We start from the raw sequence: 21,454 nt of genomic DNA on the forward strand, positions 1-21,454 counted from the left end.
CCATGAGCAATCAGGACATCGTTCCGGCTTCCGAAAACGAGGGTGAAGAGACCCAAAAGCCTCGGGATTTTCTTCCGCAAGCCGATGACCCGTTCGCGCCTGGAGACCTGCCGCCCGAATTGCTGGAGTTCCATTCTCCGAGTGCGGCACTGGTCAACATGCCACCGACGCCTTCGGCCGAGTACATCACCTGGCTGATAGGTTCGCTCACGCTTGCCACAGTTATCGTCATGACGGTCTTTCCGCTCAACCGTGTCGTCTCGACGCCGGGCCGAATCGTCTCGACACAGCAGACGCTTGTGGTGCAGCCGCTGGAAACCTCGATCATCCGCAGCATCGATGTGCATGAGGGCGATTTCGTCCACAAGGGACAGGTTCTCGCGCATCTCGATCCGACGATCAGCGATGCGGACATCGCCAACATGAAAGAACTGAACGACAGCTATTCTGCGGAAGTGGATCGCCTGACAGCCGAGGCGGAAGGGCACGACTACGTTCCCGATCCGCAGAACCCGTCCTCGACGCAGCAGGCCGCGAATTTCCTGCGCCGCAAGGCCGAATTCGACGCCAAGGTGAACAATTATCAGGAGCAGATCGCCTCTCTGACAAGCGATCTGCAGGGCTATCAGGCCAACGCCGCCATGTATGCCGCCAAGGCCAAGGTCGCGCGTGATGTTCACAGCATGCGCATGCGTCTTCAGCAGGATCAGGTGGGCAGCCGCCTCTCCACACTGGGCGCACAGAGCGAACTGATGGAAACCGAGCGCTCCCAGATTTCCGCCCAGCAGCAGGCCGCCAGTTCGCGCAGCAAACTGCGTGCTCTCGCTGCCGAGCGGCAGAACTACGTGGAGACGTGGAAAGCCCAGATCTACCATGATCTCAGCGATGCCGAGCGCCACCTCTCCGAATCCCGCAGCAGCTACCAGAAAGCCAAGCTGCGCAAGAACATGACCACCCTTCGCACGGGTGAGGACGCCATCGTCCTCAACATCGCCAAGCTGTCAGTGGGTTCGGTCATCTCGACCGGTAGCGAACTGATGACGCTTGTCCCTGTGGGCAGCGGACTTGAAGTCGAGGCGCATCTCAGCGGTGCGGATGCCGGTTTCGTGCAACTCGGCAACAAGGCGACACTGAAATTCGCGACCTTCCCCTTCGCTCAATATGGCGGTGCAGAAGCCACAGTACGTGAGATCAGCGCGGACGCCTTCGCTGGCCAGGGCGGCAAACCGGCGTCCGGAGCAGGTGGAGAAGCATCACAGAGCAGCGATCCGGCTGGCGCGTCCCAGTCTTATTACCGGGTGCGTCTGCGCATCGATCGCTACACGCTGCATGGTGTCCCATCCTTCTTCCATCCGCATCCGGGCATGCCGGTCACGGCCGACATTCAGGTGGGCAAGCGTACGGTCATGCAGTTCATGCTCAACAGCATCATTCCGCTCGTCACGGACGGCATGCGCGAACCCTGAGGTCTGCCTTCCTTCCAGTGCGCTTCTTTCCGCCATGGTTTCATGTTTAAGAAATGAAACTGTGGCGGTCGGGGGCGGTCTACCGTAGCTCCGTAACAACGATCCTCATCGTTCCACAGCGCGACGGGACTCCTTATTCGGCACAGGAGTGGTCGCGGTCGTCTGCTCATGTGCCGTGTCCGAGGAGAACGCTCCATGGGTCTGCTTTCGCGCCTCATCGCCCGCCGGTCTCCCGCCGCGCGACTGGAACACGGCCTCAAGCTTCTCGAACAGGAAGACTACAGCGGCGCGCTGAGCGAAATCAGCGCCGTCGCCAAGACCGGCATGCCGGAAGCGCAGTTCCGGCTCGGGCGTCTCTATCTGGATGGCGAAGCCCTGCCGCGCGACCTCGTGGAAGGTGGACGATGGATACGTCGGGCCGCCGAGTCCGGTCATGTGGAAGCCCAGTTCGTTCTCGCGACGCTCTATCTGGTGGGACTGCCCGAAGCCGTCGAGAACGACTCCTTCGATCTCTCCGACGTCAATAAGGCCGCAACGGGCGAACCGAATTATCCGCGCGCCGCGCACTGGGCGCTCATGGCCGCCGAAGCCGGCTCCGCCGACGCGCAGGCGCTCTACGGCTATATCCTCACCGCAGCGCCCGAAGGTCTGCGCAACACCGAGGAAGCGCTGGTCTGGTATCAGCGCGCCGCTGACGCGAACTGCGCGCAGGGTCATCTCGGCCTTGGGCTGGCGGGGCTTCACTCCGCCCAGACGGATGAGGCGCTGGCAGAGGCCATCGGGCACCTGAAGATCGCAGCCGACGCCAATATCGGCTCAGCTCTCTATCTTATGGGCATCGCCTATGAGCGCGGCGCGGGCGTACCGGCCGATCTGGAAGCCGCCGTCGCCTCCTATGGCAAGGCGGCCGAACAGAACATCCGCTCCGCACAGGCCCGCTACGGACTCGCCTACATCGAAGGGCGCGGCATCAAGCAGGACATGGTCCGTGGCGAGACCTGGCTGCGCAAGGCCGCTTTGGCGGGAGACCGTGAAGCGGCGGCCATGCTGGGAGACATCCATGCGCGCGGGGGCGATCTTCCCCCCAACTACATGGAAGCCGCCACATGGTATCGCTTCGCTGCCGAGCGGGGCCACGCCACCGCCGCGCGCGCGCTCGGCCTGCTGTATCTGACCGGCTCCGGCGTCATGCCGGATGAGGAAGAAGCGGCGAAATGGTTCCGCTTTGCCTCCGAGCATGGGGACTCGGGCGGCACAGCCGATCTGGGCAATCTTCTGCTGATGGGTGGCGGAAGCGTCGAGGACCGTCTCGCGACCCGCACCCTCTATGAAAAAGCCGCTCATTCCGGCGATCTGATCGCGGCCTTCAATTTTGGCGTCTGTCTGGCCGAAGGCGTGGGAGCGGATCGCGACGAGCAGGAAGCCGTAAAATGGATGCGCAAGGCCGCCGAGGGCGTCGTCAACGCGCAGTACTGGTATGGCCGCATGCTTCTGGAAGGGCGGGGCGTTCCTACCGACAAGCCAGAAGGCCGCGCATGGGTCCAAAAAGCCGCGGACGAAGGCATGTCCGAAGCGCGCTATCATCTTGCCCAGTTGTTCGTCTCGGGCGAAGGCGGTCCTGTCGATCACACGGAGGCGCTGCGCCTGTTCGAACTGTCGGCCGAGCAGGGCAATGTCGGCAGCATGTTCGCGCTGGGCGCCATGTACGGCGGTGGTCACAACATTCCCGAAGACCGCACAAAAGCGCAGCACTGGTTCGGACAGGCTGCTGAGCGGGGCCATGCGACCGGCCAGCTCATGATCGGACGTTATCTGACCCGCGGCCTTGCCGGACATACCGACATCGAACAGGGCCTCGACTGGTATCGCAAGGCCGAGGCACAGGGTGTCACGCAGGCCGTCATCGAACGCGCCCAACTGGAACAGACGCTCAAAGAAGCAGCAGAGAAGAAGCTGTCCGAAGAAGCCGACGCCCCCGAAGAGGCGTCAGAGGCCACCACCGCGCCACCACCGCCCGTTGGCTAGGGTCGCCCGAAGCAGGGCCTCTCCACGCGCACGAAAAGTGGCCGCCGACGCCCTCTCCGCAGAAGTCCGATTCACCGCCCCACGTCCCGCAGGCCTGATCACACCCGAGGATCGGGAGGCGTGGCAGAAATGGGCGAGCGAACAGGCTCAGGACTCATTCCGGCAGGGGGAAGCCTGCTGGAAAAACGGCGATACGGCTGGCGCGCTGGGATGGTTCGAGCGCGCGGGACGCATGGCGCCCGAAAGCCCGACCGTGGCGCTGTTCCGTGCCATGGCACGGCAGGCTTGCGGTCATGTGGCGGGAGCTATCACGCTTCTGGAAGATCTGAGCCGACAGCATGACATCCGGCAGGTCTGGACCCTTCTGGCAGGGGCGCGGCTTGTTGCCGGACGCACCCATGAAGCCGTCACTGCCCTCACCCATGCGTTGTCCCATCACGCCTGCGATTCCGATACGGCGAATCTAGCCGACCGGATCACCGCCGCCGCCGGGCTGTCCGGATGGTGCGGGGTGGACGACAGCGGCGCTGTGCGGATCGGGGGGATCGCTCTTGCCTCTACCAGCGAAGCACGCCGCAGCCTTGCCTTTTCCACGGCCGATGGGACGGTACTCCCGCTGCGCAGGATGGATAGCGCACTGGCGCGATTATCGAAAGACGGCGAGGCCTTCTGGAGCGAACACACTCTACAGGTCCAACTGGACGGAGCGTCGCTGACAGGCTCCCCGCTGCATCCCAAAACCATCATGAGGGTGGAAGGCGCCGTCGCGCCGGATGAGAATGGCCTGACGGGCTGGATCTGGCATCCGAACAATCCTGACCATGCACCACTGGTCCGGTTACTGGACGCCACAACGGACACGGAGTTTCTACGGTTTTTGGCTACAGAGCCTGCATCGGTCGTGCGATCCGACATCCCGCTGGCCCTGTTCCGCGCCATTGCCGTGCCCTGGAGCGCATTACCGGACGGCCCGGTGCGAGTCGTGGACGCCGCCGACCGCGACCTGACCGGCAGCCCGATCGACCCCGGACTGGAAGATCGCGCCGCACGCTGGGCTTTGTATCAAGCACGGGAGACATCACTCGGCAGGCGGGGCGTTACGGACGCGCCGCCCCCCTTCCTGCCTGTACCCGTGACCGCCCCCATGCGGCACAATCCCCGCACGCCATCAAAACCACAAACCGACACGCTGATTGTCGTGCCGGTCTATGGCAACGTCGCGCGCACCCGGGCCTGTCTCGACAGCCTGCTCGACAGCCTGCCCGCGTTTTCGCGCGGCAGCCCGCGTGTGCTGATCGTCAACGATGCCTCGCCGGAAATCGGCATGAAGGCCCTTCTGGCCGATATCGCGCAGGATCGGCGCGTCACGTTGCTTACGAACCCGATCAACAGGGGCTTCGTGGCGTCCGCCAATATCGGCCTGCGCCTCGCGCTGGATGGCACACTCCCGGAGCGCACGAACAAGCGCCCCACCGCACCACGCGATGTCGTGCTTCTCAACAGCGACACGCTGGTGACGGGCGAATGGTTGGAAGAACTCCGCACAGTGGCGTATTCCGCGCCCAATATCGGCACGGTGACGCCTCTCTCCAACGACGCCACCATCCTGTCTTTCCCGGAAGTTGCCGGAAACGCCATACCGACATTGGCACAAACGCAGCGCCTGATGACACTGGCGCGCGCGGCGAATGGTGGAATGGCGGTCGATCTACCAACGGGACATGGCTTCTGCCTGTTCATCCGCCATGACTGCTTGAACGAGACAGGCCTGTTCCGCGCCGATCTCTTTGCCCAAGGCTATGGTGAGGAAAACGATTTCTGCCTGCGCGCCCGGCAGTCCGGCTGGCGCAACGTCGCAGCACCGGGCGCCTATGTCGCGCATGTCGGGTCCGCATCCTTTGGAGCCACGCGCGACTCGCTGCTGGCCCGCAATCTTGCACTGCTCAATCGTCTTCACCCCGGCTATGACGGGCTGGTGCAAGATCATCTCCACCGTGATCCGCTGTTTGCGGCCCGGAGACGGCTCGACCTGCTGCGTTGGCGCAAGGAATCTTCCAGCGGAAAATCGCGCGCGAAGGCGACGGTTCGCAAATCCGTCATCCTCGTTACGCACGATCATGGCGGCGGGGTCGAGCGAGTGGTGCGTGAGCGCTGCCGCACACTGGAAGCGGAAGGTCTGCGGCCGATCATCGTGCGGCCCGTGGAAGGGGGCTGCCGGATCGAAGGGCTGCGCCCCGATACGCACGACGCAAAAAATTCACAGAAAACGACAACCGATCCGGCACCGGGTGCCTATCCCAATCTGCGTTTCCGTCTGCCCGATGAGGGACCGACGCTTCTGCGACTGCTCATGGCCGATCCCACCAGTCACGTGGAATGGCACCATGCCAGCGGTCATCACATGGCCATGCGTGAACTCGCCGCCGAACTTGGCGTGCCCTACGATGTGTATGTTCATGATTATATCTGGTTCTGTCCGCGCATCGCCCTGATGGGCGTCGAAGGGCGCTATTGCGGGGAACCGCCTGTTGCGGAATGCGAACGCTGCGTGACGGCTCTCGGTCGTAATGTGGACGACGATCTTCCCGTGGCCGATTACGTCGCGCGGTCCAGACGGGAACTGGCGGACGCCCGCCGCATCATCGTTCCGTCCAATGACGCGGCCCAACGCATGAAACGGCATTTTCCACGCCTGTCGTTTCGCGTGGCAGAACTGGAAGATGACCGTCCCGATCTGGATCTCTCGCAGTTCGCGGCTCTTACGCCACGCTCCGCTCCGCTGATCGGCCTGCCACGCACGCCGGGACGCGCGCGCATCTGCGTGGTGGGCGCGATCGGGCGTGAGAAGGGTTACGATGTGCTTCTGGCTGCCGCGCGCGATGCGCAGGCCCGTAACCTGCCGTTGGAATATGTGATTGTCGGTCATACGCCTGATGACGCGGCGCTGATGGCGACCGGCCATGTGCATGTCACAGGCGCTTACCGGGAACATGAAGCGGTGGCCCTGATCCGCGCCCAGCAGGCCGATTACAGCTTCATTCCCTCCGTCTGGCCTGAAACATGGTGTCTCGCCCTCGGGGTTGCGTGGCGCGCGGGGCTGCCTGTGGCGGCGTTCGATCTGGGGGCTGTTGCCGAACGGATACGCCGCACGGGAAGAGGACACATCCTGCCCCTCGGTGTATCGTTACAACGACTTAACGTGATATTGACCACACTATGTCAGCGTCCGGGTCCGAAATCCGCATGACAGGCGACCTGTCAGCAACTGGAGATTTAAGCGTCTTTCTTTTTCGGTTTCCCGGCATTTCATGAAACGCAAAACGGGCACTCCGTGCCCCGATGCGCGCAACTTACGGAACGAACTTCATGTCCCAGAGTGGCCAGACTCCCAATCAGAACCGCATCACCGATCTCAAGGTGTCAGGTCACCTGATGACATTGGACCAAGGATTATTCTGCGTCTTTCACGTCCCCGCGCAGGAACCTCCCAGCCCCCGCGGCCTGCCGGGCGTGCGCCTTACGCAGCCACCGCTGTCCAACAGCAGCCTCACCATTTCCACCTTCGATGACACCGGCTGGCTGGGTGGCAGCAACAACGCCGCCCTCATCCGCGTAACGCAGGGGCCCGCACAGGTTCTGGTCACGGTGTACCAGGAGCCGGGCAGCCCGCATGACGCCCCGCGCCTTCAGGTGGTGCGCCTGAGCGACGCCACCGCGCAGTCGGCCACCGCAGCCGATGCAACGATGCAGGCCGCGCGTCTTGCCGCAGCCCAGCCGGGCCAGCAGGCGGCGCAGGCTTCCACGCAGTTCGATCCGAACAATCTTCCCGAAGTGGCGGCCCATATCCAGCGGCGCGGCGATGTCGGCGCGCGTCTGGGAGAATGGATGGGCACGCCGGGCAGCCGCGCATGGATCGAGGGTTTCGGCATCGCGCCCACGGGTCCGATTTCCGCAGCCGACATCGAATATCAGGCCGTTCTGGGCAAAGGCTGGCTCTCCCCGTGGACCGAAGGCGGCCAGTATTGCGGCAGCCGTGGCATGGCGTTGCCCATCCTCGGCCTCCGCGTGCGCCTGAAGGGTAAAGCCGCGGAGGATTATCTGTGTGAGGTGGAAGCCACCTTTACGGATGGTACCACGATCGGCCCGATCGGTGAGGACGAAACCGCTGAGGCCGAGAGCCTTGCGCCACTCGAAGCCTTCCGCGTGACAATCGTTTCGCGGGACGGAGCCGCCGCGCTGGAAGCCGCCGAAGAGTTCGAAGAGGAACTCGAGGACGATCTCGCGCTGCTCGACGAAGTGACCGATCTTGTGGAAGCAGCGGAACGCCGCGCCCCCCGCAGCGCTGCAAAGCGTCCACGCGGCGTCATCAAGGCCGCTGCTGCGACAAAACCCGCAACCAAAAAAGCCGCTGTGGCTCCGACACCGAAGAAGGCCGCTCCCAAGACGACGGCACCACGCGGCAAGGCCCAGCGTTCCACCACCACAGCACGCGGCGGCCGCAAGACCCGTCGCTAAAACGCATGGTAGCGGAACTGGTCCCAACCTCTTCCGCCACAAATGTTTCTTCTGATGAGGCGACCGCGCGGGATCGCGGCCGCCAGACGGGGAACTGCCCCGCCCGGCCCGCGCGTTCTTCCGCCCCGAGCCGGACCTCCTTCGGAAACGGACATTCCTCGTGAAGTTCCTCTTCGTTCACCAGAATTTTCCCGGCCAGTACCTGCACCTGATCCGTCACCTTGCACGGTCCGGACAGCACGAGATCGTTTTCATTAGCGAGAACAACGAAAACGTCATTCCGGGTGTGCGGCGCGTCATTTACCGCGCGCCCCATACACCGCCACCGAACAGTCACCCCGGCATCCGGGATTTCGCCATTGGTCTCGGTCGTGCGGATGGTGTGGCGCAGGCCGCCATGACGCTGAAAAATCTGGGATTCGTGCCCGACATCATCCTTGGGCATCACGGCTGGGGCGAACTGCTGAACATGCAGGACGTGTTTCCGGGTGTGCCTGTTCTCGGCTATTTCGAATTTTTCTATCACACTGACAATTACGACGTGGGCTTCGACCCCGAATTTCCCCTGCTGCCCGAAATGCTGCCGCGCATCCGGGCGAAGAACGCCATCAATCTGCAGGCGCTCAACAATCCCGGCTGGGGACAGACGCCAACGCTCTTCCAGCGCAGCACCTATCCCGACTGGGCGCAGACGCGGATCTCGGTCCTCCGCGAGGGCGTTGACCTCGACCTGTGTCGTCCCGATCCAAAAGCGGCCCGCACGACCTGTACCTTCGGGGATGTGACGATTTCGCCCAAGGACCGTCTCATCACCTATGTGGCGCGGGATCTGGAGCCCTATCGTGGTTTCCATGTCTTCATGCGCGCGCTGCCGACCATTCTTGAAAAATGCCCGCAGGCACAGGTCGCGCTGGTGGGCGGCGATGGCGTGAGTTATGGTGCGCGTCTGCCGCACGGCACATGGAAGCAACGGATGCTCTCCGAAGTGGGAGACCGGCTAGATCTCGATCGCGTCCATTTCCTCGGCAAGGTGCCCTATGATGGCTTCCGCGCCCTGCTCCAACGCTCGGACGCGCATGTCTATCTGACATACCCGTTCGTGGCGTCATGGTCGTTGCGGGAAGCCATGGCCATGGGCTGCGCCATTGTCGGTAGCGACACCGCACCGGTGCGCGAATTCATCGAAGACGGACGGACGGGCCTGCTGGCGCCCTTCATCGAGCCGAAGCGGATTGCCGAGAGCGTGCTCACGCTGTTGGAAAACCGCAAGCAGGCCAAGGCGCTGCGAGAAGCCGCCCGGTCCGAGGCCGAAGCCACGCTGTGCATGAACGACTACCTCAACCGCTACGAAGATCTGATTGAGCAGGTTTCTGGCATTTCGCCATCGCACGAAAGCGCGCCCGCGCCGTCCGGCGCTCCGAAGAAAAAACGCACGGCTCGCAAGGAAGCGGGCACGGCAAAGCCCTCAAAAGCAAAAGCCGGTCGGACACGGGTAGAAGCGTAAGCCAGAACCACGCTCCCCCCGCTCTTTTTTTATTGACGAATAAAGGACTGTGAGCAGGCGGCACGGATGGCCCCTGCTCCTTCCTCCCCGTCAGGCCGACGCGGCCAGATCCACAAGCCCGATACGACCTTCCTCTGTGCCATACCCCAGCGTGCAGCCATCCGCGCTCAGGGCCAGCGCGGTGACCGCTCCTCCGCCCGGAGCGCACACAGGCAGCACCCGCTCGGAATTGTGGTCGATCATCAGCACGCGACCGTCCGCGAAACCCGCCACAACGACATCCTGTGTGGGATGGGTCGCCACGCGCGTGCACAGCACCCCCGGAATGCCCGGCAACTCCTGAGGAGGCTTGCCCATCGGGCCACCGCCAAAGAAGGGCCACATCACTACACAATCCGCGCCGCTGGTGGCCAGCCATTTTCCGGTGCGCGTGAACGCGAGCGAGGCCACCTTTGTGGGATAGCCGCTCATGCGCATGTTGTGGCCGTCCGGCAGACGCCATCCGTGCAGATCGTTCTCCTGCATGGCCGTCACCAGCGCCTCTCCGCCCGGATGCAGGGCGATGCCGATATGGCTGCCCTTCCACTCCAGCGTGCGAGCCGAACCGTCCTTTGAATGAACGAACCACAAGGACGCGCCATTGTAGTGTGAGGCTGCGAGCCGCTTGCCCTTGGCATCGAAGACGATGCCCGAAACGGTGGACGGGTGCTCAAGCGTGCGGATCAACGTGGTGCCGTCCGCCTCACGCAGTTGCACTTCCTTGCCTACGACACAGGCAATCTGACCTTTCCGACCATCGCTCCAGCTCGCGACATGCTCGACCCAGCGCCGCGCCTTCGCCAGTTCTTCCACCTTCCCGTCCGGAGTGGAACGAACCAAGCGGCCGTCCTCCCCACCGGTGAGAAAAGTCGCTTCTGCCACATCGGGCGCAAGGCAGAGGACCGGACCGTCATGCGCGGGGACGCTCTTCCACGTGGTCGTGTCACGCAGGGTTTCGCGCGGCACGATCAGCAAATCGCCCTCACCGGTCGCGAAAGCGAAGCTGCGATTGTCGCGGGCCGCGCAACAGGCCGTCACATGCCCTTCGATCGTGCGCTCCGCGCCGCGACTCTCCACCACAGAAGGGAAGCCCGCTCCCGTCTCGCTCATGTCCACTCTCCTTGCGGCGTGTTTTCAAAAACCGTCATTCAGGCCCGGCAGCTTTCAAGACCACGACGCAGACGCGGACGGTTGAGGTTGCGCCCGATCAGCACCAGGCGCGACTCACGCGGCTCCCCTGCCTTCCACGGACCGATGAAATCTCCATCCGCCATCATGTGCACGGCCTGAAAGGCAAACCGTTCGTCACGTCCCTTGAAATCGAGGATACCCTTGGTGCGCAGGATGTCGCCGCCCTGCTCCTGAAGCAGCGCGCTGATCCACGCATGAAAACGCCCCTCGTCCAGAGGCTCCTTCACGGAGAGGGAAATGCTGGTGACGCCTTCCTCATGCGAATGCTCAGTGTTTTCAAGAAAGTCCGGCTCATAGGCCAGCGCGCGCTGAAGGTCGAAGCCGCCCTGATCGAGCACATCCGTCAAGGGAACATCGCCGCGCACGGCCCGATGAATACGCACATGGGCGTTAATCTGACGCAGACGTTTCTCGATCTCCTCAAGCTTCGCCTCGTCCACGAGATCGGTCTTGTTGAGGATGATGACATCCGCGAACGCGACCTGATGCACGGCCTCGGGGCTTTCATCGAGCGTGGCCAGCACGTTGTAGGCGTCTACCACCGTGACGACGGCGTCCAGCCGTGTCTTGCCACGCACATCCTCGTCCACGAAGAAAGTCTGCGCCACGGGGGCCGGATCGGCCAGTCCCGTGGTTTCGACGATGATGCCATCGAACTTCGTGCGCCGCTTCATCAGGCTGCCGAGAATGCGGATCAGATCGCCGCGCACGGTGCAGCAGATGCAGCCGTTGTTCATCTCGAACACTTCCTCGTCGGCATCGACCACGAGGTCGTTGTCCACGCCGAGTTCACCGAATTCGTTGATGACGACAGCGTATTTCCGGCCGTGTTCAGCCGTGAGGATGTGGTTGAGAAGCGTGGTCTTGCCCGCGCCGAGAAAACCCGTCAGCACCGTTACCGGCACAAGCTGCTTTGCGGTCGCGTCCTGCGTTCCCGACATGGCGTTCTCCTTTTCCTCTGGCAAGTGGCCCGGGCAGGCCACATTCATTGTGACGGACATATAGGCACGCCCTCCCCACCCGGCAAAGGGAGGCCGCGTCAGAACATGTTGCGCAGGATGCCGGGGAGAAAGATCGTCAGCGGTTCGACGGAAAAAGCGGGTTTGTCGATGCGTCCGTCGAGCGCGAACTTCACCGCCAGCAACCCGCCCCCTTTCTCAGGTGCGAGAAGATGTCCGACGCCGGGAATCTCGCCGGGAATCTCGTTGATCGCAAAGGCCGGCACGATGGTGCCCGAGAGCTGCATCGTGCCTTTGTCCAGATCGACCGGCCCTTCCAGCGTGGCACCCAGGGCGCCGTTGCCCGCGCGACCATCGCGGATATGCAGGACGCCATCGGCGAATTTCACCGGCATTTCAAACCGCTGGACCTCGAACTCCGAGTGATCGCGGGAATTGAGCCAACCATAAATCGACAGGCTACGCGCCACCAGAAGCGCACCGGGCGCATGACGGATGGTGAAGGGCGAGAGTTTGAGCGCTCCCTTGAAGGGCGCGGTGGGCTGCTGGTCATCGAAATGGCCGTGAAAGACCGCATGACCGCCGACCATCATGTCGGTCACGCCCATGCGGTCGAGCAGTTGGCCGAAATCGGGAATGTCCGCCACCAGCTTGCGACGGTTGCCATCGGGGACAATGTCCACCTGCGCGACCGAAGGTTCGGTCATGGCAAAACGCATGCGCTCGATGCGCACACCGTTATGGTCGAAATAGGCGTCCACGCCACCGATACGCTTGTCGCGCCCATAATAAATGTGGTTCGCCTTCAGATCGATCACCCACGGACGCTGCGGTGGCCCGCTCACCTTGCCGCTGGCCGCTTGGGGAACATGCAGGGTAGTGGCTTTCTCGGCAGGCTCAGCGGCTGTGTTGGTTTCTACCAGCGGGCTGAGGTCGAGATCATTGGCGCGAATCCGCACCGTGATCGGCTCCCATGTTCGCTTCGGCAGGAACAGCGTGGCCGAGCCAGTTGAACGACCAACCCGGAAAGCCGGCACATCGAGTTCCGGCACGCGCCCCGGACGCAGATGCGCCTCTCCGTTGACATCGAGATCCGGTCCCTGCGCGCGGATGCCGGAAGCGGACACGATGTTGCCGCCTTCAAGCTGGAGGTCGGCATGCACGGTGGTGGGTTGTCCGGGCGCCTTGCTCCACAGGGGAATATGGATGCCGGCCTGTTTGAGATTCAGGTCGAGAGCGAGCCGGTCATGAGCCTGTTTTATGACGGAATAGTCCACCTGAAGGTCGGCCCGGCCCGAAACATGATCCTGCACCGGAATACCCGCCGCCGCGACCGTCTCGGGCGTGAGGTGAAGATGCGTCACGATATGATCGACCGCCTGTCCGGGCGCCACACGGTCGAAGTCGATCATGCCTTTCACATCCGCGGGAATGTGGCTGAACACGCCGCCGCCGGTAAAGGTCATGCCGTGCATCGTGACATCGGAATCGAGCGTTCCGCCATCAACGTTGCGCTGCAGGGCCACATTGCCGAGATGCACATGCGTGAGATGGGCATGGCCGTTCAGCGTCATCTGATCGGTCGTCACGCTTGCGATCAGCGGTAGGCTGAGCGTGAAGTGGACAGCGCCATAGCCACGGGGATGATCGAAAGGCAGTGGATGCTTCGAGAGAATGTGCAGCCGCTGCTCGGACAGAAGCGCGAAATGATCGCGCAGGTCTCCGCTCAGTCCGATCTCGATAGTTCCGATCTGATCCTTCTTGTCCAGATCGCTGATGATCATGCTGCCCGGCTGCACCTCCAGACGTCCGCTGCCCGTCGTACCCACACTGGCCAGCGTGCGTGTGGTGGGCTGATAGCCATGGGCGAAATCGATGCGGATGGTCTTGAGATCCACAAATTCCAGATGCGCGTCCAAGCCTTTTATCGGCGCGATGGGACGCAACCAGTGAACGTCCATTCCCTTGCCGTCCAGCCCGCCAGAGACACTGACGACATCGGGAGATTTTCCTGTGCGGTCAGGGCCGATGCCCAATCGGACATGCACGTTCTCGATCGTGCCCGCCGTGATGTTGCGCGACACCCAGCGTCGCGCACCTTTCGCGGCCTTGGCTGGCCAGTAATCCGCCACCCGGTCGAACGGGACGTCCGAAAGGCCGGTGTCGAGCGTGCCGGTCATGGCGCCCGGCATGGCGAGATTGCGCCAGTCAACAGCGCCTGTGGCCGTCAGCACCGGGGGCGGAAGAGGCGTTTCGTTTGATGATGGCGTGGAAGCCTGTGCGGCAGAAGACGTTGTGGCCGACTGCACGCTTCCTTCCTGCGTCACCGGCATGACGACGGGCTGTGGGGGCGGCCGCAGTTGCACCGCAAAGGAATCGAGCGACAGGTGGGCGGGCCATCCCGCCTTCGTCTGCTCATCCAGCGTCATATGCAGAGTGGCCTGCCCATTCTGCGGATAGAGCGTGGAACCGGCCGCCCGGATTTCACCCGTGCCGAGCGCGATATGCGCCACGGCTTCACGCGGCATCATGTACCACGCGCGCTTTCCCGCCTGCAGGACCACATCCGCGTCCAGACCGATGGGTGCCTGCACTTTCTTCAGTTCGGGCGCGAGGCTGACAAAGCCTGCGGGTGTCACCGGATCGAGCGTGACATGCCAGTGCAGCGCCTGATCGGCGGACAGTTCGCCCCTTGCACTTAGATGCAGCGATACGGGTGAAGCGGCGGTCGCAGAGTCAGCAGGCGCTCCCGTCACGCCCAGAGTGAGAGCGCCCGAAAGCCCGTGACGGCGCTTCACCACTACAGGCGTAAGGTCCGCATCCATCGGGTCCACGGTCCAGACCTGTCCCGTCACATCGTCCCTGAGCACCACATGCGTCTGCGCCAGCACCAGCCGCCGGAGATGTTTGATGCCGATGGGAGGAAAACCACCGCCCTTGCCGGAAGACTCTCCTGGAAGATCGAGATCGACATTGCCCTGCGCATCACGTCGCAGCGCGATCTGCGCGCCCGTTACCCGCAGGTCGGTCAGCGACAGACCGCCACGGAAAAGCGGCAGAGCGTCCAACGCGATGGCACCCGAGGCAATACTGTCCGCAACCCGGTTCTGCGCGTCCAGTATCCGCACATCCGTCAATTCCAGCAGGACGGGAGAGGTCAGCCCGTCCCGCAGGCTGTTCCAGCGCAGTTGCGCGTGTCCCACATCCAGCCGTCCGCGTGGGGGCTGGCCGTGGCCACCCCCTTCCACCGTGACGGGCAGGAACAGATGCGCAAGCGGCGTGACATCCACCGGCCCTGCCAACATGGCGAGCAGCACGCCACCGCCAGCCAGCAGCGGCACGCCAACCATCGCCCCGGCCGCAAGCAGAACCCGGCGGCCCCATCGTCGGCGGGGACGGGGAGGCACCACGATTCCGGACGCGGGATGTTCGTCCCTGTCTTGACCGGAACCGCTCATCGACCCCACCCTGCTGGCACGTTCTCTCCTTCAGACCTCACTCGCTGGCTTCCCTGTACAAGACCTCCACCGATCAGGCCCATGTCGCGACGCACCTCTTTTTTCTCCCCCACCGACCGCATCCGTGGCGCTTCTACAGGAAAAGGCACAATGCGCCCAAAGGATGGCGAAACCTCTGCACACACAGCGCGGCTGCGTCGCCATCAGCCGCACTGGCCTCAGGCCCGCTGGCCCTCGCCGACAGACGCGACAGCGGTGCGCAACTTCCTCGACGATTTTCTGCCTCGCTGGCAGGAGGCCGGTCTCGATCCTGCCCTGCCCGATCACCCCGATGTCGCAGCACTTCTTGCCTGTGTGGGCGGCAACAGCCCCTATCTGGCGGACCTGATTCTCCGTGCGCCCACCGATTTCGCCACCCTGCTGAGAGAAGGGCCCGACGCCTTTGCCGAGGCGACGCTGGCTGCAGTCGAGGCGTTGCCGCCCATCGTGGACCGCGATTCGCTGTGCGCCGCCATGCGCCATGCCAAGAGCCGTGTCGCCCTGACCTGCGCGCTGGCCGATATCGGTCGGTTCTGGCCGCTGGAAACCGTAACGCAAACGCTCAGCCGTCTGGCCGAAGTGACGCTGGACGCCGCCGTGCGCCACCTTCTGCGAGCCGCCCATGACGCGGGCCGCCTGTCATTGCGGGACCCGGGACGCCCGACATGGAAGAGCGGATATGTCGTGCTGGCGATGGGAAAGCTGGGTGCGCGGGAGCTGAACTTCTCCTCCGACATCGACCTTGTGGTGCTGTTCGACGCCGAACTGCACGATGATCCCGACACGGCCCGGCAGATGTTCATTCGCCTGACCGGCGATCTCGTGCGTTTGATGGAAACGCATGACGCCAACGGCTATGTTTTTCGCACCGACCTGCGCCTGCGCCCCGATCCCTCCGCCACGCCGCTCGCCGTCTCCCTGCCTGCCGCCATCGCCTATTACGAAAGCCTTGGCCAGACATGGGAACGCGCCGCCATGACCAAGGCGCGGCCTGTTGCGGGCAACCTCACGCTCGGGCGTGAGTTCCTGCGTGCGATCCATCCCTTCATCTGGCGGCGGCATCTGGATTTTGCGCTGATCGACGACATCCACGCGATGAAAGCCAAGATCGACCGCCACCGCAAACCCGGCCGCACTGGGCTGGCCGCCATGCCCGACACAACGCTGCTGGACCCGGACACCGGAGTGGCATGGCTGCTTGGCCATAACATGAAGCTGGGAGAAGGAGGCATTCGCGAGATCGAGTTCGTGGCGCAGGCCATGCAACTCGTCTGGGGCGGTCGCACGCCCAGCCTGCGCGACCGCACCACTCTGGGGGCGCTGCGCACCCTCACCCGCTCGGGCCATATGCCGCGCGAGGATGCACAGGTGCTGGCGCGGGCTTACCGCCTTCTGCGCGAGGTGGAACATCGCGTGCAGATGCGCGCCGATCAGCAAACGCACGATCTTCCCACAACGGTGGAGCGGTTCGACGCGTTGGCCATCTTCCTCGGCTATGCCAGCGGTGGAGATTTCGCACTCGACCTGCTCCCGCAGATGCGCGCGGCGCGGCGTATTTTCGAGCATCATTTCAGCAGCCCTACCCGTGCGACCGCCGCCGAGGAGGCCGATCTCGATCTGGGCGCGGACGATCTTCCCGCGCGGCTGGGCGAACTTGGCTTTCCCGAAACTGATTGCGTGGCAGCGGCGTCCATCATGGAGCATTGGGCCGGCAACAGCCGCCGCGCCCTGCGTTCGGAACGTGCCCACGCTCTCCTGCGCGGCCTGTTGCCGGCTCTGCTGAAAAGCTTCATGGCCCGACGCGATCCGCTCGCCTGCCTGCGCCATTTCGATACGTTGCTCTCCCGGCAACGCGCGGGCGTGCAGCTTCTCTCGCTTCTGGAGCGCAATCCGTCCCTTCTTGAGCGGATCGCCGCCATCTTCGACGCCTCGCCGTTTCTTGCCAGTCATCTGGCTGATACGCCTTCGGCCCTCGAAGGGTTGCTGGAAGTTCAGGAAGAAGAGGACGAGGACATCTCCTCCGCTCCCGCGCTTGCGCCCCGGCAGGTGCAGCTTCTGGCGGACGAAAAGCCGGATCTGGAAACATTGGTCATGCGTCTGCGTCCTGTGGTGCGGGCGGAAGAATTCCGTCTCTCGGTCGCGCGTCTGGAAGGGCGAGTGGACGAAGACGCCGCCGCCCACGACCGGACCGCGATGGCCGATGCTGTCATGAGCGTTCTTCTGGACTGCGTGTTCGAGACACATCGCACCCGCTATGGCCATGTAAAGGGCGGCGGCATGGCGGTAGTGGCGCTGGGCAAGGCCGGCTCGCGGGAAATGATGGCCGGCTCGGACCTCGATCTTATGCTGGTCTTCGACCATCCCGAAGAGGTGATGCAGAGCACGCCAGCGCAAGGAGGCGGAAAATCCCTGAGCGTTTCGCAATATTACCTTCGTCTCTCACATGCTTTCATCGCCGCCCTTACCGCGCCCGATGCGGAGGGACCGCTCTATCCCGTGGACATGCGGCTGCGTCCCTCCGGGGCCGCCGGACCTGTGGCGGTCCCGCTGTCCGCCTTCCGCCGTTATCACGCAGAGGAATCGTGGACATGGGAGCGCATGGCGCTGACACGGGCACGGTTCATCACGCAGGTGGGCGAACGTGGCACACGAACACGGCTGAAAAAGACGTGGCAGACCGATCTCGATGCGGCTCTCGCCCCCCGCTCCGACAGCCCGCCAGAGAGACTGCGCGCTGACGCCGCCGCCATGCGTCACCGTCTTGCCCGGGATCTGCCGCCTTCCAGTCCATGGGACATCAAGCGTCGGGAAGGCGGTCTGATGGAAGTCGAGTTCATCGCCCAGACGCTTCAGCTTGTGGCGGGAACGGCGAAAGCCCGCTCGCCCGTCACGGCGCAGGCGTTTCATTTGCTGGCGCGCGAGAAAGTCATTTCCAGAGACGATGCGCAGGTGCTGATCGCCGCCGATGAATACTGGCGCAGTCTGCAAAGTGTGCTGCGTCTATTGTGCGGTCCCACGCCGCCCATCGACCCTGCCCAAGACCTGCCGCCCGCAACACTCGATCTCCTGTGTCGGAGCATGAACGTGTCGGGCATCGACGTGCTGGCAACGGATGTGGCGCAACTGGCCGAGACGGTGCGCGCCCTGTTCGTGCGGCTGATCGGACCCGTGGAGCCTGACTCTTGATATTGCGCGCGTGCGGCGGCTCGGGCAGGCTGACGGCATGAGCACCGAACCCCTGAAAGTGGGCGACAAGGCCCCGAGCTTTTCCCTTCTCGCAAGCCGTGGCCGCACGGTCTCGAGCGCGGACCTCGCAGGTCATCCCTACCTGCTCTATTTCTATCCCAAGGCGGATACGCCGGGCTGCACCACGCAGGCCTGCGGCATTCAGGAGACGTTGCCTTCACTGGCAAAGCTCGATCTGACGGTCATTGGCGTCAGTCCCGATCCGGTGACGAAGATCGACCGCTTCGCTGACAAATACGATCTTACCTTTCCTCTGGCGAGCGACGCGGACCATGCACTGGCCGAGCGCTATGGCACATGGGTGGAGAAATCCATGTATGGCCGCACATATTGGGGCATGGAGCGCAGTTCATTCCTGATCGGCGCGGACGGCCTCATCAAGGCGATCTGGCGCAAGGTCAAACCCGCCGAACATGCGGCGCTCGTGGAAAAAGCGGCATCCGAGCTGTAAGCGCGCTGTCCCGCTCTTTCGGGAGCGGGCTGTATGGCCGGAAGATGACGACGTTTTCACCGAAAGCGCCCGGAATTCGCCACGAATCAGGCCTTTCATGTCGACATGAATAGGACACGGTCCTTTGACCTGATCCGAGGCAAACAGACATGAACAGACATCTTCGCACCCTTCTCATCCTTCCCGCCCTTCTGGGCGCTCTGGCCGGCACCGCCGCCCTTCCCGCCACGGCTCATGCCCAGCCATGGCGCGGTGGGCCGGGCAGTCCCGGCTGGGGCGGCGGACCCCGCTGGGGTGGCCCGGGACCGGGCGAATGGCGGCATCACCATTCACGCGGTGAAGGCGGCCTCGTTGCAGGCGGTATTATTGGAGGGCTCGCTGTAGGCACGCTCGCGGGCATGGCCATCGCCAACTCGCCGCCGCCCGCGATGGTGTATGCCCCGCCCCCACCACCGCCACCCCCGGCTTATGTCGTCCCGGCTTATCCCGTAGCGCCTGTCGCCCCCGTCTATGGCGGCTACGGAGGCTATGGCGTCTGGTAATCCTTCTTCTTTCTTCCTGAGTTTCAGAAACCCGCGCTCTTCGGAACGCGGGTTTTTTTGTGCTCTGGGTGAACGCAAAAATGTGGGAGAGGCAACTTCGCGAAATGTGTGTCGTTACGTGTCTGGAATCATAGACCATGGCACACACTATTTTATTCTCGGATCAACAATAACAATGGCTCACGACACGAGAACAGTCAGACAAAACAGACATACACCACCTGAACACACGAAGGATTCAGGTGATAAAAACCGCACCGAACGACCCGGAACGTCTCAACATCCGACCGTCTTTTCAGGGAGTCCCTCGGCACGTATTTCTACATGGAACTTTCATGTTCACGAAAATATGAACATGTGATAGAAGAGAGCGTGTTCAGGCATCATCCGGTGGCGTTTCCTAACCCTCTGTCGACCCCGTGGGCTGACAACAGGGCATGGCTTCGTCACCCCGGAAACTCACGGCCTGAAGACGCGCATCTCCGGACCATCCGGCACAACGACCGCCCCGCCAACAGAATGGAGGATCAGCCAACTTGAAGACAAAGCCCCCCCTGCCACGCATTGTCGCAGCCGCCGTGGACGCTGCGGAAATATCTCCTACTGCCAGCAGAACCTTGTGGATCGCAGCCGTCGTGGCCGCCATTTGTGGCGGCCTCTACGGTTACGATACAGGCATCATCTCCGGTGCTCTTCTGCTCATCACCCGTGATTTCCATCTCACGATCACTCAACAGGAATGGGTGGCATCCTCCATTCTCGCCGGGGCGGCCGTAGGTTCGATAGGCTTTGGCTGGTCGTCCGAAAAGTTTGGCCGTCGCGCGACCGTCATCTTCGTGACGGCTGTTTTCGTCGTTGGCGCCATTGCCTGCGCTCTTGCACCGGATGTGACCACCCTGATCATCGCCCGCCTCTTCCTCGGGCTTGCCGTCGGCGGCTCGACACAGGTGGTGCCGACCTACATTTCCGAACTGGCCCCACCCGCACGTCGCGGCAATCTGGTGACGATGTTCAACGTGGCGATCGGCATCGGCATTCTGCTTGCCAACATTGCCGGCCTTGCGATGAAGGATTCGCTGGGATGGCGCCCGATGGTGGCTGCTGCCGCCCTGCCGGCGGCCTTCGTCTTTATTGTCATGTTCTTCCTGCCCAAGAGTCCGCGCTGGACGGCCCGCAACGAAGGACTGCATGAAGCGGTCGAACAGCTCAGCCGTATCCGCACCAGCCGCAAAAGCCTCCAGAAAGAAGCCCACGAGATTCACCGCAATCTCAACAAGGGGAATGATCCCTCCGAAAAGGGCTGGAAAGGGCTGCGGCATGCGTGGGTGCGCCCGGCTGTTGTGGCAGCGCTTGGTGTGGCGTTCTTCACACAGGCCGGCGGGCTTGAGATGATGATCTACTACACCCCTACCTTCCTCACGGATGCAGGCTTCGGTCCGGAGTGGTCGCTTATGGCCAGCCTGGGCGTGGCGGTCGTGTACTGCATCATGACGTTCATCGGTTGCATGGTTGTGGACCGCATCGGGCGCCGCCGACTGATGCTCATCATGGGACCGGGTGCCGTGCTGAGTCTGGTGGGGCTGGGTCTGTGCTTTTCCATGCACCCGGCCGCAGGCACCATCGGAAGCTACGGTGTCGTCGCTTTCCTCCTGCTGTTCATGCTGTTCAACTCAGGCGGCATTCAGGTTGTGGGCTGGCTGACGGGCGCCGAGATGTTCCCGCTGCCCATGCGTGGCGCTGCCACCAGCGCGCACGCGGCAATGCTCTGGGGCAGCAACCTGCTGGTCACGGCCACGACGCTTCAGCTTGTGCAGTTTCTCACACTGGGCGGCACGATGTGGTTCTATGCGGGCGTCAATCTGGCGAGCGTCATTTTCGTCTGGCTGCTGGTGCCCGAGACGGCGGGAGCCTCCCTTGAGGACATCGAAACCACACTTCGAAAGGGCACATTCCGCCCTCGCCTCGGTCACAGTCCCCGGATTATCGACAACGTCTAACTGGCACATATCCTTCGGATTT

The 21,454-nt window shown here is 63.2% G+C and carries 12 protein-coding genes; 9 read left to right on the plus strand and 3 right to left on the minus strand.

Going from position 1 to position 21,454, the window contains the following annotated elements:
• Positions 1–2 precede the first annotated feature (2 nt).
• From KUA11_RS12450 to KUA11_RS12470, 5 genes are all read left to right on the plus strand, one after another.
• Entirely contained in the window at positions 3–1,466 is a 1,464-nt protein-coding gene (locus KUA11_RS12450) for an HlyD family type I secretion periplasmic adaptor subunit (protein ID WP_217410593.1), read from the plus strand.
• 195 nt (positions 1,467–1,661) lie between these two features.
• The gene (locus tag KUA11_RS12455) at positions 1,662–3,491 is read left to right on the plus strand and encodes a tetratricopeptide repeat protein (protein WP_217410595.1); all 1,830 of its coding nucleotides are present in this window, start codon (positions 1,662–1,664) and stop codon (positions 3,489–3,491) included.
• 37 nt (positions 3,492–3,528) lie between these two features.
• Positions 3,529–6,738 (plus strand): glycosyltransferase, encoded by a 3,210-nt coding sequence (locus KUA11_RS12460; protein ID WP_217410603.1) that lies wholly within the window; start codon positions 3,529–3,531, stop codon positions 6,736–6,738.
• Between the two features lie 119 nt (positions 6,739–6,857).
• Entirely contained in the window at positions 6,858–8,006 is a 1,149-nt protein-coding gene (locus KUA11_RS12465) for a hypothetical protein (protein WP_217410605.1), read from the plus strand.
• Between the two features lie 160 nt (positions 8,007–8,166).
• Positions 8,167–9,510 carry a glycosyltransferase family 4 protein gene (locus KUA11_RS12470; RefSeq protein WP_217410606.1) on the plus strand — a complete coding sequence of 448 codons (1,344 nt, stop codon included), beginning with the start codon at positions 8,167–8,169 and terminating at the stop codon, positions 9,508–9,510.
• A gap of 90 nt (positions 9,511–9,600) precedes the next feature.
• Here KUA11_RS12470 and KUA11_RS12475 read toward each other — a convergent pair whose 3' ends face one another.
• From KUA11_RS12475 to KUA11_RS12485, 3 genes are all read right to left on the minus strand, one after another.
• Entirely contained in the window at positions 9,601–10,659 is a 1,059-nt protein-coding gene (locus KUA11_RS12475; RefSeq protein ID WP_217410608.1) for a WD40 repeat domain-containing protein, read from the minus strand.
• Between the two features lie 38 nt (positions 10,660–10,697).
• The gene (locus KUA11_RS12480) at positions 10,698–11,681 is read right to left on the minus strand and encodes a CobW family GTP-binding protein (protein ID WP_166312590.1); all 984 of its coding nucleotides are present in this window, start codon (positions 11,679–11,681) and stop codon (positions 10,698–10,700) included.
• Positions 11,682–11,779: 98 nt separating this feature from the next.
• Positions 11,780–15,157, minus strand: coding sequence for an AsmA-like C-terminal region-containing protein (locus KUA11_RS12485; protein WP_217410610.1), 3,378 nt, complete (start codon positions 15,155–15,157; stop codon positions 11,780–11,782).
• Positions 15,158–15,307: 150 nt separating this feature from the next.
• Here KUA11_RS12485 and KUA11_RS12490 point away from each other — a divergent pair, with 150 nt between their 5' ends.
• The 4 genes from KUA11_RS12490 (at position 15,308) to KUA11_RS12505 (ending at position 21,432) form a co-directional block, all read left to right on the plus strand.
• On the plus strand, positions 15,308–18,382 hold the full coding sequence (locus KUA11_RS12490) for a bifunctional [glutamine synthetase] adenylyltransferase/[glutamine synthetase]-adenylyl-L-tyrosine phosphorylase (protein ID WP_217410614.1): 3,075 nt from the start codon (positions 15,308–15,310) through the stop codon (positions 18,380–18,382).
• A 37-nt stretch (positions 18,383–18,419) separates the two neighbouring features.
• Positions 18,420–18,893, plus strand: coding sequence for a thioredoxin-dependent thiol peroxidase (gene bcp, locus KUA11_RS12495; RefSeq protein WP_217410616.1), 474 nt, complete (start codon positions 18,420–18,422; stop codon positions 18,891–18,893).
• A gap of 149 nt (positions 18,894–19,042) precedes the next feature.
• Entirely contained in the window at positions 19,043–19,435 is a 393-nt protein-coding gene (locus KUA11_RS12500; protein WP_217410618.1) for a hypothetical protein, read from the plus strand.
• A gap of 536 nt (positions 19,436–19,971) precedes the next feature.
• Entirely contained in the window at positions 19,972–21,432 is a 1,461-nt protein-coding gene (locus tag KUA11_RS12505) for a sugar porter family MFS transporter (protein WP_254454912.1), read from the plus strand.
• The last annotated feature ends 22 nt before the right edge of the window (positions 21,433–21,454 follow it).

Origin of the sequence: Acetobacter estunensis (assembly GCF_019083805.1) — a bacterium.
GTDB classification, from domain to species: domain Bacteria; phylum Pseudomonadota; class Alphaproteobacteria; order Acetobacterales; family Acetobacteraceae; genus Acetobacter; species Acetobacter estunensis_A.